The sequence below is a fragment of the Asticcacaulis sp. genome, from assembly GCA_024707255.1.
Lineage (GTDB): Bacteria > Pseudomonadota > Alphaproteobacteria > Caulobacterales > Caulobacteraceae > Asticcacaulis.
Genome location: JANQAC010000001.1, coordinates 1,880,560 through 1,895,972, shown reverse-complemented (window position 1 = coordinate 1,895,972; position 15,413 = coordinate 1,880,560). Strand labels below are relative to the sequence as shown.

The following is a 15,413-nucleotide window of genomic DNA, read 5'->3' as shown; positions in this document are numbered from 1 at the left end:
CCTAGCCGCCGATCTGAATCAGATCAGGCCCGGCCTCGACCTTGATCTCGACGCCCAGCCGCAGGCCGAGATTGCGGGCGCTCAGGGCATTCGGATGGGTCAGGGTTTCCCGCCTCTGCCAGCGCGTCCGGCCATCGGCGCTCAGGGCCTCGACAAACAGAGACAGGGTATCGCCGTCGATCGTCGCATAGGCGCCCACCGCCGTGCGGCACGAGGCTTCGAGCGCTTCCAATGCGCCGCGCTCGGCCTGGACCGCCAGGAAGGTCGGTTCGTGATGCAGTTTGCGCATCCAATCGGCCCCGAGATCATCGCTGCGGCATTGCACGGCCAGCGCGCCCTGGCCGGGGGCGGAGGCGTGAATATCGGCGTCGATAAAGGAGCGGATATGCTGCGAAAGACCCATGCGGTTCAGACCCGCCGCCGCCAGCAGCATGGCGTCACAGTCGCCGGCAGTCAGCTTGGCCAGGCGCGTATCGACATTGCCGCGGATCATGACAATCTCAAGGTCCGGACGCAGGCTCAGCATCTGCGCCTGGCGCCGCAGGCTGGCCGTGCCGAGGCGCGCGCCAGCCGGTATGTCTTCCACACGCTCATATTTCAGGCTGATAAAGGCATCGCGCGGGTCTTCGCGCACCGGAATGGCGCAGACCGACAGGCCGGGGATTTCGGCGGCCGGCATATCCTTCAGCGAATGGACGGCGACATCGACATCGCCGCGCAGCAGGGCGTCTTCGATTTCCTTGGTGAAAAGCTGCTTGCCACCGGCCTCGATCAGGCGGCGGTCCTGGATGCGGTCGCCCTGGGTGGTAATGATGGTCAGCGGCGCGATGTCGTCGGCCTGCGCCGGATCAAAACCCATCAGGGCTACGATCTGCCTTTGCACCCAGCCGCATTGGGTCAGGGCCAGTTTCGATCCGCGTGTACCGATTTTCAGCTTGCTCATGCGCCTTCACTAGCACTTTGTCATGCAGGATCAATGCAAAAGACTTGGCAAAGTACTTGACGGGCGACCATATGAAAGGGTGTAGAACCCCCATGACGCAGACCCTCACCGTTTTAGGCATTGAATCGAGTTGCGACGAAACCGCCGTGGCGGTGGTGCGCCGTGATGGCGCAGGCACGCATGTGCTGTCGTCGGTCATCCACAGCCAGGTGATGCAGCACAAGGCGTTCGGCGGCGTGGTGCCAGAAATCGCCGCGCGCAGCCACGTCGAGACGATCGATGACCTGGCGCGTCAGGCGATGGTAGAGGCCGGTGATCCGGTGCTCGATCTGGTAGCCGCTACCTCCGGACCCGGCCTGATCGGCGGGGTGATGGTCGGCCTTTCCTTCGCCAAGGGCTTTGCCCTGGCGCGCGATTTGCCGCTCATCGGTATCAATCATCTTGAGGGCCATGCGCTTTCCGCCCGCCTGACCGAGGATGTGCAATTCCCGTTTTTGCTTCTGCTGATTTCCGGCGGCCATTGCCAGCTTCTGGGCGTCAAAGGCGTCGGCGATTATGAGCGCCTCGGCACCACGATCGATGACGCCGCCGGCGAAGCCTTCGACAAGATCGCCAAGGTGCTGGGCCTCGGTTATCCTGGTGGCCCTGCGCTGGAAGCCTGCGCGAAAACCGGCGATGCCAGCCGCTTTACCCTGCCGCGCGCGCTGCTCGGCCGCAAGGATTGTGATTTCTCCTTCTCCGGCCTCAAGACCGCCGCGGCCCTGATCGCCCATGCCGAGGTCAGGACCGAACAGGACCGCGCCGATCTCTGCGCCGGTGTTCAGGCGGCTATTGCCCGGCAACTGGTCGAGCGCTCCGATCGCGCCATGAAGCTTTTCAAGGACCAAAATGACGTGGCCCATCCGGCCTTTGTGGTGGCCGGCGGCGTGGCGGCCAACCAGGCCCTGCGCGCGGCCCTGACTGCCACGGCCGAGACAAACCGCTTTGTACTGAAAGCCCCGCCGCTGAAATACTGCACCGATAATGCCGCCATGATCGCCCTGGCGGGGCTTGAACATTATGAAAAGCTGGGCAAGGGTGCGCTTCCTGATACCACTTCTAGCATGGGCACCATCGCGCGGCCGCGCTGGCCGCTCGATGAGGCGAGCGCGACCAACGCGCCGATCCATAAATATTCCGGCCGCAAGGGAGCCAAGGCGTGACGGTTCAAACTTTCAACAAGGTAGGCGTGATCGGTGCCGGCGCCTGGGGCACCGCCCTGGCGCAGGTTTCAACGCTCGGCGGTAACAAGGTCATCCTCCACGCCCGCGAAGCCGAGGTGGTGGCCTCTATTAACGAGCGCCACGAAAACAGCCTTTATCTGGGTGGTGTAAAGCTATCGACCGATATAACCGCCACCAGCGACTTTGCCGACCTGGCGGCTTGCGACCTGATTCTGGCCGTACCGCCGGCGCAGTTCATGCGTGCGACGCTCACCGCCTTCAAGCCTTACGTCCGTGACGGTCTGCCGGTGGTGCTGTGCGCCAAGGGCGTCGAACGCGGCAGCGACGCCCTGATGACCGAGGTGCTGGAGGATGTCCTGCCCGAAGCCAGTCCCGGCGTGCTGGCCGGGCCGAATTTTGCGAAAGAAGTGGCGATGGGCCTGCCCTCAGCCGTCACCATCGCCTGTGAGGACGAAGCCTTGGGCGCGCGCATCGCCGCCACCCTCGCCGGTCCGACCTTCAGGCCCTATCAATCGACCGATCTGATCGGCGCCGAAGCCGGCGGGGCGATCAAGAACGTCATCGCCATCGCCTGCGGCATCGCCGAAGGCAAGGGACTGGGCCGAAATGCCCATGCCGCCCTGATCACGCGCGGGTTCGCCGAAATGTCGCGTATGGCGATGGCTTTAGGCGCCCGCTTCGAGACCATGTCCGGCCTGTGCGGGCTGGGCGATCTGGTCCTGACCTGCTCATCGCCACAGTCGCGCAATATGAGCGTCGGCCCGGCGCTCGGCCAGGGGACAAACCCTGGCCCAGTTCCTGGAAGGCAAGGTGTCGGTGGCGGAAGGTGTGCAATCTGCCCCCGCCGTGGTCGATCTCGGCCGCAAACACAAGGTCGAACTGCCGATCTGCGAGGCGGTCAATGCCGTCCTGACGGGCGAGATGGACGTTTCCCGCGCCATCGAAGCGCTGCTGTCACGACCGCTGAAAAGCGAGCGGGCTTAAAGATATACCGCAATAAAAGATGGTGCGGGGGTTAGGTCATTCAGGCTTCCCCCTCTCCTTGCGCAGCGGGGAGAGCCGGGCGGCCGGTGCCGACGGGAAACAAGCCGCTTTAGCGGCGCAGGTGACCGGGTGAGGGGCGAAAAAAACCATCTAAATCACAGGCGGCAGACCATTTAGCCCCTCACCCTAACCCTCTCCCCATATATGGGGAGAGGGGATTTTAGAAGGCGCAATCCTTCATATTCAGATATGCGATTGAAGAGGATTACGTTTCACACCTGCCCATCAGAGCCTAATTCACCCACAATCGTATACGATCACAAAATGTTGCAGCGCGGTATTTTTAATGACAGCGCTGTCAATGTGGTGCAGCCTCGGTTTGTCACAGCCCTCCTCCCCCTCTCTCTGGGTCGTGACACGCTGTAAACCGCAACCCCAACTTTGTGAGTGTGTCCCATGATGAAATCCGTCTCTCTCCTCGCCAGCGCCGCCCTGCTGGCCGCGTCCATCGCCGCCACGCCGAGCTTTGCCGAAGGCAGCTTCAGCAATCCGTCCTCGCATAGCTGCACCACCGCCCAGGAAGAAGCCGTTGGCAAGCCCATCGCCGATGCGGCAGCCGACAAGGTGCGCGACAGCGCCCCCGCCCAAAGCAAGCGCCTGATCAAGGTCGAAGGCTGCAAGGTCAATGACGGCGTGGTCAGCACCTGGTTCACCTACAACTACGTCTCGAACAATGTTGCCTATGCCGTTGACGGCAAGGCAAAAGTCGATGCGACCGGTGCGGTCGAACTGGCCCAGATCGAAAAGCCAGGCATCGTCTATGCCTCCATCGACAGCAATTATGTCGAATAGGGCCTGACACCCGAACAAAATGAAATGGCGCCGGCAGCTTAAGCTGCCGGCCCCATTTTTTATGCCTGTTGAAACTTCAGGGTTGCAGTTTGCTGACCGCATCGGCATTCGCGCCCACGCGATCGGTGCGGCGGCGTGACGGGCGATTGCCCTGCATCGACCGGCGCAACGACTGCATCACCAGCGGCGCCATGACCAGGGTTATGCCGAACGCATCCGCCAGCCAGTCGGGTACATTGCCATCGCGCCCCACCAGGGCCTGCACCACCTCGATCAGGCCGCCGATGGCCAGGCAGATCAGCGCCACATCCCATTTGCGGATCTTCGGCATGGCCAGCAGGCTCAGGGTCGTGAGGGCATAAAACGCCAGCACATGCGCTTCCTTGTCGGTGAAGCCGACCTTTTTGCTCCAGGCCGCCGAACGGCCCGAAGACCAGTATGGCTATGGTCACGGTCAGCACCGCCAGGCAGGTACGGACAAGCCAGGTCATTTTAGCGGCGCGGGACATCTGGGGCAGCAAGGCGAACTCCATTGGTTGATGTTCATAGCCTAGAGCAGGGATGCGAAAACGCGGTGAACAGACATGGTTAAGATTTTATTTTGCTTGCAGGATCGCGCCCGCCGGGTAGTCTCGCTGGAAACAGATTGGAGACCTCCATGCTCAAGCGCCTGCTTCTGACCAGCACCGCCGCCCTCTTCCTGATCGGCGCCGCGCCCGTTACGCAACAGGGCAGCGCAACCCAGGCGTCTCCGCAGGAAGTGCTCGATGCCGCGCCAGCCAGCGCCTGGATGACCGTGTCGCCTGAAGATCTGGTGGTAATGACCCTGGCCGATGGTCATCAGGTCGAATACCAACTGGCGCCCGAATTCGCGCCGGTCCATGTCGCCAATATCCGCCAGTTGGTGCGCTCGGGCTATTTCGACGGCGCCTCGATCCTGCGCGTGCAGGATGCCTATGTGGTGCAATGGGGCCGCCCGGATGAGGACAAGACCGAGGCGAAGGGGATAAACCCCACCCCGCCGGCGGAATATGAGTTCGTCCCGCCGGCCGATTTAAAGCCATTCCCCTATCGGGACGCCTATGCTGAGCGAGTCGGTCACGTCGAATCCTGGCCGGTGGCCAGCGACGGCAAAACGGACTGGCTGATCCATTGCTATGGCATGATAGGTGTGGCGCGCGACGTGGCCCCCGATACCGGCTCCGGCACGCAACTCTACACCGTGATCGGCCATGCGCCGCGTCATCTCGACCGCAACCTGGCCGTGGTCGGGCGCATCCTGGGCGGCATGGAATTCCTGACGGATCGCCCGCGCGGCACGGAAGAGCTTGGCTTCTACAAGGACGACAGCCAGCGCATAAAGATCATCTCCGCGAAAATGGCCGCCGACCTGCCACCAGCCGAACGCCCATCCTTTCAGGTAATGGACAGCGACAGCCCGGCCTTTGCCGCGTGGGTCAAGGCCCGCGCTAATCGCTCCGGCGTTTTTTTCGTCAGGCCCGCCGGCGCGGTCGATATCTGCAATGCGCAGGTGCCGGTTCGGACAGCACAATAATCAACTTTCACGCGCCCTTCGCAATCTTGAATTGCTCAAAATCTGTTTAGATGGAAATTTCGCCCTTCTGGCGAATATAGATCAATGTTCGCGGCCAGCGAGTGACCAATATACACGCCATAATTGTTACGGTCCGCAAACAATTTCACGCCTTCAGCTTTCTGCCGTCTCTGCATTAAAAATGCAGCGATACAAAACTTACTTTCGTTTATTTAAACGCATGATCAGTATTTATTTCCTTTACTGAATATATAAATCCGTATCCGATATACGTAAAAAGTATCCGCTATATATTTATAGTTCAGTAAACCGCCCATTAACCTTATACAGCCTAGCCTGCACCAGATCCGGAAGAGTAACCGTGTCAGGGGCGTGAGGCGTATCATGTTTTTCAAAAAGACCGACCAGACCGATACCAAGGCTATCATCGACGCCCTTCACGCTTCGCAGGCCGTCATCGAATTCACACCGTCAGGCCAGATCCTGACCGCCAACAGCAACTTTCTCAACACCGTCGGCTACAGCCTGGGCGAGATTACCGGCCAGCATCACAGTCTCTTCTGCGATCCGGAATATATAAAAACGCCGGATTACCGCCAGTTCTGGCACGACCTGGCGCAGGGACATTTTGCGTCCAATACCTTCAAGCGCTTCGGCAAGGGCGGCCGGGTGATCTGGCTCCAGGCCACCTATAATCCCATCCGCAATGAGGCCGGCAAGGTGATCAAGGTCATCAAATTCGCCTGCGATATCACTGAGTCCCGGCTGCGCGAGCTCGATGTCAACGGCAAGATCGAGGCGATCAGCCGCGCTCAGGCGGTCATCGAATTTACCCCGACCGGCACCATACTCACCGCCAACCCGAATTTCCTGGCGGCCGTCGGCTATAGCCTTGACGAAATTGAAGGTAAGCACCACGCCCTGTTCTGCGAACCGGATTATGTGCAGTCATCGGCCTATCGCCAGTTCTGGGAAAGCCTCGGCCGCGGCGAATACCAGGCTGCGGAATACCGCCGCATCGGCAAGGACGGCCGCGAAATCTATATCCAGGCCACCTATAACCCGATCTTCGATGACACCGGCGCGGTGGTGAAGGTCGTCAAGTTCGCCACCGACATCACCGACATGGTCAAGCGCCGTATTCGCGGCTCCGAACTCAATGGCGAACTGGGCGTGGTGGTCGGCAGCATTTCCGAGGCCCACGAAAAGGCCGGCATCGCCGCCAGCGCCTCGACCGAGACGGGGGCCATGATCCATAGCGTCGCCGCCGCCTCGGAAGAGCTGGCGCAGAGTGTGCGCGATATCTCCAACAGCATGGGTCATGCGCGCGGCAGTGTGGAAGGTGTGTTCAAACATACCGAAGTCGCCAACACCTCGGCCGGATCCCTCAATAAGTCGGCCACCTCCATGACCAATGTGGTGACCCTGATCCAGGATATCGCCGGCCAGATCAACCTGCTGGCGCTCAACGCCACCATCGAATCCGCCCGCGCGGGGGAGGCCGGCCGCGGCTTTGCCGTCGTCGCCTCCGAGGTCAAGTCCCCGGCCAACCAGGCGGCGCGCTCCACCCAGACCATCGCCGCCGAAATCGCCAATATGCAGTCGGTGACCGGCGAGGTGGTCGGTGCGCTCGGCCTGATTTCCAGTTCGATGAATGAGGTGCTGGGCAATGTGACCTCCGTGGCCGGCACGCTGGAGCAGCAGAGCGCCGCCACCAGCGAAATCACCGCCAACATGCAGGCGGCGGTCACGGCGGTCAGCGAAATCAACGAGAGCCTGGAAAATATCAGCCACACCTTTGCCCATGTGGCGGAGGAATCCGGGCGCGTGAAGCAGGAAATGGACAACCTGGCGGCATAAAACGCGGCCACTAACCGATTATATACATAACTGCGCTATGGTTGTACCCGCCGCCGTCAGAGGGCGGGAGACAGGTGCAGGGTATTGGTGTCCGGATTATTGCTTTTTCAGCGCGTAATGAATGTCTTCCGGGTGCCCTCTGGAAATGCGGAGCTGTCGCGTGCCCAGTATGACGCCTTCGCCAAACAGATTCCTCTGCTCTACCTGCTGCTGACGACCAATACGATTGCCGTGGCCACCAGCTATATCAAGGTGGCGCCGTTCTGGCTGACCGTGGCCCTGCCGACGCTGCTGTGCCTGACCTGCATTCTGCGCCTGGTCAAATGGGTCACCCGTTCGCGCAGGCAGCCGACGGACGAGATGGTCCTCAAGCAGTTGCGCCAGACCAACCGCCTGGCCGTCATCATATCCACTGCCTTCACGGCCTGGGGACTTACCCTGTATGGTTACGGCGATGCCTATGCGCACGGCCATGTCGCCTTTTACATGGCGGTGACCGTTATCGGCTGCATCTTCTGCCTGATGCACATGCGCTCAGCGGCGATTATCGTGACCCTGATCGTCAACATCCCCTTTATTATCTTCTTCCTGCTGCAACCGCAGACGAGCCTGAAGGCCATGGCGCTCAACCTGGTCTTCGTTTCGGCCGCCATGATCATCGTCCTGCTGATCTATTCGCGTGATTTCGCCCGGCTGGTGGAATCGCGCAGCGAAACGCGCCGGCTTGGCGACGAAAATTTCCGTATCGCCAATCTCGACAGCCTGACGGGCCTCGCCAACCGCCGCTGGTTCTTCGCCGAACTTACGAAGCAGCACGAGCGGGCCCAAACCACAGGCGGCGCCTTCGCCATCGGCATTATCGATCTCGACGGCTTCAAGCCGGTCAACGACACCTATGGCCACATGACCGGCGACCGCGTCCTGACCGAGGCAGCGCAGCGCCTGAAGGAAGCCTGCGGTGACGATATCATCCTGGCGCGGCTGGGCGGCGACGAATTCGGCTTTATCGTCTCCGGCAGCCCCACGCGCGATGAACTGCGCTGGCTGGGCACGGCGATCAGCGACATCATCCGCCTGCCCTATGCCGTCGGCAGTTCGCAGGCGCTTTTAGGCTCGTCCATTGGCGTGGCCGGCTATCCGCAATCGGCCGCCGATCCGCAGGCGCTGTTTGAACGCGCCGACTATGCGCTTTACCACGCCAAGCGTCATCAGCGCGGACAGATGGTTATCTTTTCCACGGAACACGAGGAACAGATCCGCAATCACAGTGTCATCGAGCAGGCCCTGCAAAATGCCGATCTCGACAGCGAACTGTCCATGGTTTTTCAGCCGATCGTCGATATCACCACAGGCCGGGTTCGGGCCTTCGAGGCTCTGGCGCGCTGGCACAGCCCGACGCTCGGCCATGTCAGCCCCGATCGCTTTATCCCCGTGGCCGAACGCGCCGGGCTGGTGCGCGGCGTTACCAAGACCCTGCTGAAAAAGGCGCTGGCGGCGCTGGCGCAATGGCCGGCGGATATCCGCATGTCATTCAACCTGTCAGCGCACGACCTGGCGGATTCGGAAACCGTGGTGCAGATCATAGCCATTATCAACCGTAGCCGGGTCGATCCGAAGCGCATCGATTTCGAAATTACCGAGACCGCCGTGTCGCATGATTTCAAGCAGGCGCAGGCGGCCATTCAGACCTTCAAGGCGCTGGGCGCCGGCATTTCACTCGATGATTTCGGTACGGGATATTCGAGCCTGAGCCATGTTCACCGCCTGCCGCTCGACAAGATCAAGGTCGACCGCAGTTTCATCACCGACATCGACTCAAATCCCGTCAGCCTCAAGATCGTCAAGTCACTGACCGCGCTTTGCACCGATATGGAACTGGACTGCATCATCGAGGGCGTGGAAACGGCGGCGCAACTGGCCATCTTACGCGAACTCGGCTGCCGGATGGTGCAGGGCTATTACTTCGCCGAGCCGATGACGGACGCGGATGTGCCGGCCTGGCTGGCGGCGGCGGAAGAAAAGCGCGCCTGAATCAGCCGAAGACCGTCTTCAGAATCTGCGCGGTCCGCTTGGCCGGATCACGGCGGATGGCGGTTTCCTCACGCCCGACAAAGATAAACAGGCCCTGCAGGGCAAGACCGGTGGCGTACTGGCCAAGATAGGTTTTGGCATCGGTCTGGAAATAGCTTTTCAGGTTATTGCGCTTGATCGCCCGGTCGAAATAGTCAACCGCGCCGCTGGCCTGCATGGCGTTTTCCATTGGCGGGGTGAAGGCGGCTGTCAGGGCCGGCGTCGTCTTCTTTTGCAGGTAGAGTGTGCCGGCCGTATTGCCGCCCCTGATGATGCCCACCGCATCATTGATGGTCAGGGTCTGGATGGCATTGACGAACAGGCTGCGCGCCACCGGGGCGGCACTTTCGGCGGCGCGGTTCATACGCAGATGCAGGTCATCGAGCAGGCCGGACTGGCCGAGCGGTTTCAGCAGCTTTTGCGCGCTGGCCAGCGGCTTCGGCAGGGGAATGCGGATCTGGGGATCGCCCCAGTAGCCATTGGTCTGAGAGAGATGCGTCACGGCCGTATCCGCGCCCTGTTTCAGGGCCGCGCGCAATCCGGCTTGCGCATCCGCATTGGACAGTTTTGCCAGGGCATCCTTCGCAAAACCCATCGCCCCCAGGCTCACAATGCCCGTCAGTAAAAACCGCCTGTCCATTCCGCCCTCCGCTGTTCTGGTGCCAAATCTACAGCAAATCGGCGGCCTGTCGCGTGCCTTTTCAGTGCATATGCGAGGTATTTAGGTGACACCAGGCGTATTTATGCCGCACTGCCGTTGTGCAACCTGGCGTAAAGCATTAACCTTTCGCTTAGTGGCTGTTAATTTCGCGGCAGAAAGCTTCGGGGGCGTTGAGTGAAGCGGGGGGCAATCTATTTTTCGGGTTTTGTGGCGCTGGTTGTTCTCTCCGCCCTGGTTCTGCCCCGTGCCGGCCGGACCGTCGAGACGCGCCTGCAATCGGAAATGGATCTGGCCCTGGCCGACCGGGGCCTGACTGATATCGAAGCCCAGGTGGATGGCCAAACGGTGACCTTTGCCTGCCGCCCCCAGTCCGGTGATGTGGCAGCCCCCTGCCTGGCCCAGGACCTCAAGCCGGCCATTGAGGCCGTCAAAACCCTGCCGGGCGGCTATGGCCCGGTTCGGGGGCCGGTGACCCGGATCAGGATAGCCCCATGATCTACCTGATCTATGAACTGCGCGGCGCCATAGTCATCGCCTTGTGTCTCGGCATTGCCTGCGGCTTCGCCGAACGCTGGATCAGCCGGAAAAGGCGCCGGCGCTCATGATTCTCCTGATGCTACAGGGCTTTCTCATTCTGCTGGCCGCCTTTGTGATCGGCCTGCCGATCGGCGACTGGCTGGCACGCGGGCTCCGCGACCGCCTGAGGCGGCCGCGACAGGAAACCGAGCGCCTTCTGGGGATGATAACCAGCGCCGCGCCATCAGAAACGCCAGCGCCGGAACCCGCTCCGGCCCTGACCTATCCGGTTTCCACCTTCGGCCACACCACCGTATCACGGCCATTGCAGACGGATGAGCAGGGGCGCCTTTAGAACTTACTTCTTCAACTGCCCCAGGTCACGCACGGCGCCGGTATCGGCCGAGGTAACGAGCGCCGCATAGGCTTGCAGCGCCTTGGAAACATAACGTTCGCGGTTCTTCGGCGTGTAGGCCTCCGCGCCACGATGCTCTTCGGCGGCGCGACGTTCGGCGATCTCGCGGTCGGACAGCACCAAATGGATGGTGCGGTTGGGGATATCGATCTCGATGGAGTCACCGTCTTCCACCAGGGCGATCAGGCCGCCCGCCGCCGCTTCCGGCGAGGCGTGGCCGATGGAGAGACCGGAGGTGCCGCCGGAGAAACGGCCGTCGGTCAGCAGGGCGCAGGCCTTGCCCAGGCCCTTGGATTTCAGATAGGTGGTCGGATACAGCATTTCCTGCATCCCCGGTCCGCCCTTGGGGCCTTCATAACGGATGACCACGACATCGCCTTCGACAATCTGGTTATTCAGGATTGCCGTCGTCGCCGAGTCCTGCGATTCAAACACGCGCGCCTTGCCGGTGAATTTCCAGATCGATTCATCGACCCCGGCGGTTTTCACGATGCAGCCCTTTTCGGCGATATTGCCGTAAAGCACGGCCAGGCCGCCATCCTTAGTGAAGGCGTTCTCGACCGAGCGGATCACGCCGGTCTGGCGGTTGGTGTCGAGTTCGTCCCAGCGCTTCGATTGCGAGAAGGCACTGGGTGGTGCGCACGCCGCCCGGCGCCGCCTTGAAGAATTCGGCCACTGAAGAGTCGTTGGAGGACTTGATGTCCCAGTGGGCCAAGGCTGCGGCCATGGACGGGCTGTGGACGGTCGGCTGTTCACCATGGATCAGGCCGCCGCGATGCAGTTCCCCCAAGATCCCGACAATGCCGCCGGCACGGTGAACATCCTCGATATGTACTTCTGACGAGGCCGGTGCCACTTTGCAGATGCACGGTGTCTTGCGCGAAATGCGGTCGATGTCCTGCATGGTGAAATCGACGCCGGCCTCCTGGGCGGCGGCGAGGATGTGCAGCACCGTATTGGTCGAGCCGCCCATGGCGACGTCAAGCGTCATGGCGTTCTCAAACGCTTCCTTGGTGGCGATCGAGCGCGGCAGGACCGAGGCGTCGTCCTCGCCGTACCAGCGCTCGCACAGATCAACGATGGTGCGGCCGGCTTCGCAGAACAGGCGCTGGCGATCGGAGTGGGTGGCCAGGGTCGTGCCGTTGCCGGGCAGGGAGAGGCCAAGCGCTTCGGTCAGGCAGTTCATCGAATTGGCGGTGAACATGCCCGAGCACGAGCCACAGGTCGGACAGGCGGCTTCTTCGACGGCCTGAACCTGAGCATCGGAAATGCGGTCGTCACCGGCCTGCATCATGGCGTCAACGAGGTCAAGCACATGGGTCTTGGCCTTGCCGGTTTCGTCGGGCCAAACCACCTTGCCGGCTTCCATCGGGCCACCGGACACGAAGATGACGGGGATATTGATGCGCAGGGCGGCGTTCAGCATCCCCGGCGTGATCTTGTCGCAGTTGGAGATGCAGACCATGGCGTCGGCGCAGTGGGCATTGACCATGTATTCCACACTGTCGGCGATGATGTCGCGCGACGGCAGCGAATAGAGCATCCCGCCGTGTCCCATGGCGATACCATCATCGACCGCGATGGTGTTGAATTCCTTGGCGACGCCGCCGGCCTTCTCGATCTCGCGCGCTACAAGCTGGCCGAGATCCTTCAGGTGGACATGACCCGGCACGAACTGGGTGAAAGAGTTGACGACCGCTATGATCGGCTTGGAGAAGTCCTCGTTCTTCATGCCGGTGGCCCGCCAGAGCGCCCGCGCGCCCGCCATGTTGCGGCCGAAGGTGGTGGTGCGGGAACGTAAGGCGGGCATGACAGAGCACTTTCCAAAAAGTGTGACGCACTTTTTGGGCTAAAAAGTGCGGTAAAACAAAAACTCGTTACCTGCGTAAGCAAATATAAGCACAGCAAGGCTTTGCGGGATGGGGGTCTATATAGTCCTCATCCGATTTTAGGCAATGATTTTGTATCGGGGGCAAGAAAGTAAGAAACCCCACCACCGCATCTAGCGCTAACGCGCGTCGTGCGGTCCCCCTCCCCAATAAATTGGGGAGGTATAAGTAAGCAAATATACTCTTATTATACCTCCCCGACTTGTCGGGGAGCCGGGCGGCCGGTGCCGGGGAGCACGCCTGAAAGGCGTGGTGGTGGGCTTTCTTACTTTACTCACTTCCCCTCATCCCGCCATATCCAGCGCAGGATATCCGGCAGCATCGAGCCGCCGTGCTGGTCGGAATGGCTGCCGTCACCCCAGACATATTTGAGATCATAACGCGCCGGACCAAGTTTCCACTGATCGGCATTGGCATTGGCATTGGCCCATTCGAAAGACTTGACCATCTGCTGACTGGAGAGGAACCAGTTGCCGTGTTCGTTGTCGAGATCGTTCGAGCCGTCCTGCATGAATATGCGTAAAGGCCGGATCTTCGATTTACGAATAAGGCCGGGATAGGTGTCGCCGCCGGGGATGAACGGTGTGGTCGCGGTCGCCGGATGCATACCGATCGAGGTGAAACTGCCGATCATGCTGATGACATTGCCGAAGGCGTCCGGATGATTCCAGGCCACGGTAAAGGCCGCGATGGCCCCGGATGACGTGCCGCCGATAATGCGTTTTTTCGGATCACTGGAAAAGGCGTAGGTCTTCGCCACTTCCGGCAGCAGCTCATCGAGCAGCATCTTTCCATAATCGTCGCTCAGGGCGTCATATTCCTCGGCGCGGTGGTCCGGATTGTTCATGCCAAGATTATCGGGATAGTGCTCGCTGACATTGCCGGGCGTGACGAAGACACCGAGCGTCGGCGGGATATCACCTTTCGCAATCAGATTATCCAGCACCGTATTGATGCGCAGCGGCCCGCCCGGATTGAGCGCGCGCTGGCCGTCCTGAAACACCAGCAGGTTGGGAGGTGTGGTGGCGCTGTAGCCCGCCGGCACATAGACCCAGTAGCGCCGCACTGTGCCGGGAATCGCTTTCGAGTGAAACTCCACCGGCCCGATCACCTGTCCGTGCGGCACCGCCTGGACCTGGAATCGGGACCAAGCGGATAATCACCCGGTTTCCGGACGTCATCCGCAAAAGCCGGCAGGGCCAGGCAGAGCGCGATGGCAGCGGCGGCGAATATCTTCATGGCGGTTCCCCTCATTATAATCTCCATGATAGGCTGGAAATGGCGCATGACAAGACACCGCTCTGCCGTAAGGGAAGAATGCGATTATACAGGGGACAGATTGTTGCGTTTTTTAGCCTTCCGCCCTGCCCTTTTTCGTGATTTTACCCCCATTTTTGAATAATTTTACCCGAAATTTAAAAAATGAAGAAAAAATTTTTTGCTGCATCGCCGTAATATCTTGAATTGCCGAAAAATTTTTCCAAATTTCCCTTTGCAATTTGAAAAGAGTTCTGGCTATATGTGGATAACGCACCCATCCGGGGTAGCGCGGAGTTGAGTTATGACCAAGGCTTCGGCCATCGCCATTGCAAAGAACAAGACGCAAGAGCTTCGCGCTCTGGCGACTTCGTTCGTCATGGTTGTCATTGTACTCGACATCGTATCGCTGCTTATTGGGGGCGTCGTACGCCCCATGCTTTCGGAGTGGTAGCGCAGGTTTAAACACCCGCACTAAAGAGGATACATCCTCCCGCTCCAGACCTGAGCGGGATTTTTTCGCACATCTCAATATCTGAACCAGAAGAGATTTTATCGTGACCATGCAGAGCCAGATCAACACGCAGAGCGCCACCCGTTTTAACGGTTCGGCTGCTGTGGTACGCGCCTCGCAAGCCACGAAAATGGGGGAATTCGCCATTCTTCATGGTTCGCTGGCCCCTGCCGGCTGCGTCATCCGCCTCGATGGTTTCACGACCGAAGCCTATGACGGCCGCGCCCGCGTCTTTGAATCCGCCGGCGACGCCCTGGCCGCGGTTCATGCCGGCCGCATACACGATTGCGACATCGTCATCATCCGTCACGAAGGCGACAGGGCCTATCGCGCCGACGATCTCGGCGACATCAGTGCCGCCCTGGAAGGCACCGGCATCGAGCGCGTCACCCTCATCACGGACGGCCATATCGGCGCCTGTTCGGGCGCCATCATCGGCCAGGTCGCACCGTCCGCCTCGGCGCGCGGGCCCATCGCCTATGTCAATGACGACGACATCATCCACATCGACATCGCGGCGCGCCGCATCGATATCCTCGCCGATATCGACATGCGCCGTGCCGCCAGGATGCAAAAGCCGGGTCAAAAGACCTTCGGCGCCGGCGCCCTGGAAAAATATGCCCGCATGGTGACCTCGGTCACCCGCGACGGTTCCTTTTAATCCTCAATACCCA

The 15,413-nt window shown here is 60.6% G+C and carries 13 protein-coding genes and 2 pseudogenes; 10 read left to right on the top strand and 5 right to left on the bottom strand.

Annotated features, from left to right (window positions below; translation table 11 throughout):
- Window position 1 precedes the first annotated feature (1 nt).
- Entirely contained in the window at window positions 2-943 is a 942-nt protein-coding gene (gene hemC, locus NVV72_09285; GenBank protein ID MCR6659519.1) for a hydroxymethylbilane synthase, read from the bottom strand.
- Between the two features lie 92 nt (window positions 944-1,035).
- On the opposite strand from hemC, the gene tsaD reads away from it, so the two are divergent.
- The 3 genes and pseudogenes from tsaD (at window position 1,036) to NVV72_09270 (ending at window position 4,002) form a co-directional block, all read left to right on the top strand.
- A complete protein-coding gene (gene tsaD, locus NVV72_09280) occupies window positions 1,036-2,145 on the top strand; it encodes a tRNA (adenosine(37)-N6)-threonylcarbamoyltransferase complex transferase subunit TsaD (protein MCR6659518.1) in 1,110 nt (369 codons plus the stop codon).
- Window positions 2,142-3,150 (top strand): annotated as a pseudogene (locus tag NVV72_09275) (NAD(P)-dependent glycerol-3-phosphate dehydrogenase). Before tsaD ends, NVV72_09275 begins: the two are co-directional and overlap by 4 nt.
- Before the next feature lie 456 nt (window positions 3,151-3,606).
- Window positions 3,607-4,002: a hypothetical protein gene (locus NVV72_09270; protein ID MCR6659517.1), complete on the top strand. Its 396-nt coding sequence runs from the start codon at window positions 3,607-3,609 to the stop codon at window positions 4,000-4,002.
- A 76-nt stretch (window positions 4,003-4,078) separates the two neighbouring features.
- Here the strand turns inward: NVV72_09270 and NVV72_09265 are convergent, their stop codons facing one another.
- Window positions 4,079-4,375 carry a hypothetical protein gene (locus tag NVV72_09265; protein ID MCR6659516.1) on the bottom strand — a complete coding sequence of 99 codons (297 nt, stop codon included), beginning with the start codon at window positions 4,373-4,375 and terminating at the stop codon, window positions 4,079-4,081.
- Between the two features lie 285 nt (window positions 4,376-4,660).
- Between NVV72_09265 and NVV72_09260 the strand changes: the two genes are divergently transcribed.
- The 3 genes from NVV72_09260 (at window position 4,661) to NVV72_09250 (ending at window position 9,448) form a co-directional block, all read left to right on the top strand.
- Window positions 4,661-5,557 carry a peptidylprolyl isomerase gene (locus NVV72_09260; protein ID MCR6659515.1) on the top strand — a complete coding sequence of 299 codons (897 nt, stop codon included), beginning with the start codon at window positions 4,661-4,663 and terminating at the stop codon, window positions 5,555-5,557.
- 384 nt (window positions 5,558-5,941) lie between these two features.
- Window positions 5,942-7,417, top strand: coding sequence for a PAS domain-containing methyl-accepting chemotaxis protein (locus NVV72_09255; protein MCR6659514.1), 1,476 nt, complete (start codon window positions 5,942-5,944; stop codon window positions 7,415-7,417).
- Window positions 7,418-7,549: 132 nt separating this feature from the next.
- On the top strand, window positions 7,550-9,448 hold the full coding sequence (locus tag NVV72_09250) for an EAL domain-containing protein (GenBank protein ID MCR6659513.1): 1,899 nt from the start codon (window positions 7,550-7,552) through the stop codon (window positions 9,446-9,448).
- A gap of 1 nt (window position 9,449) precedes the next feature.
- On the opposite strand, the gene NVV72_09245 is transcribed toward NVV72_09250, so the two are convergent.
- On the bottom strand, window positions 9,450-10,127 hold the full coding sequence (locus NVV72_09245) for a DUF4197 domain-containing protein (protein MCR6659512.1): 678 nt from the start codon (window positions 10,125-10,127) through the stop codon (window positions 9,450-9,452).
- Window positions 10,128-10,322: 195 nt separating this feature from the next.
- Between NVV72_09245 and NVV72_09240 the strand changes: the two genes are divergently transcribed.
- Both NVV72_09240 and NVV72_09235 read left to right on the top strand, forming a co-directional pair.
- Window positions 10,323-10,643, top strand: coding sequence for a hypothetical protein (locus tag NVV72_09240; GenBank protein MCR6659511.1), 321 nt, complete (start codon window positions 10,323-10,325; stop codon window positions 10,641-10,643).
- A 106-nt stretch (window positions 10,644-10,749) separates the two neighbouring features.
- A complete protein-coding gene (locus NVV72_09235) occupies window positions 10,750-11,019 on the top strand; it encodes a hypothetical protein (GenBank protein MCR6659510.1) in 270 nt (89 codons plus the stop codon).
- A gap of 3 nt (window positions 11,020-11,022) precedes the next feature.
- Here NVV72_09235 and ilvD read toward each other — a convergent pair.
- Both ilvD and NVV72_09225 read right to left on the bottom strand, forming a co-directional pair.
- Window positions 11,023-12,889 (bottom strand): annotated as a pseudogene (ilvD, locus tag NVV72_09230) (dihydroxy-acid dehydratase).
- A gap of 353 nt (window positions 12,890-13,242) precedes the next feature.
- Window positions 13,243-14,094 (bottom strand): alpha/beta hydrolase-fold protein, encoded by an 852-nt coding sequence (locus tag NVV72_09225; GenBank protein ID MCR6659509.1) that lies wholly within the window; start codon window positions 14,092-14,094, stop codon window positions 13,243-13,245.
- 435 nt (window positions 14,095-14,529) lie between these two features.
- Between NVV72_09225 and NVV72_09220 the strand changes: the two genes are divergently transcribed.
- Entirely contained in the window at window positions 14,530-14,679 is a 150-nt protein-coding gene (locus tag NVV72_09220; GenBank protein MCR6659508.1) for a hypothetical protein, read from the top strand.
- A 109-nt stretch (window positions 14,680-14,788) separates the two neighbouring features.
- Complete coding sequence (locus tag NVV72_09215; protein ID MCR6659507.1) at window positions 14,789-15,400, top strand: dihydroxy-acid dehydratase; 612 nt, start codon at window positions 14,789-14,791, stop codon at window positions 15,398-15,400.
- Window positions 15,401-15,413: the final 13 nt, after the last annotated feature.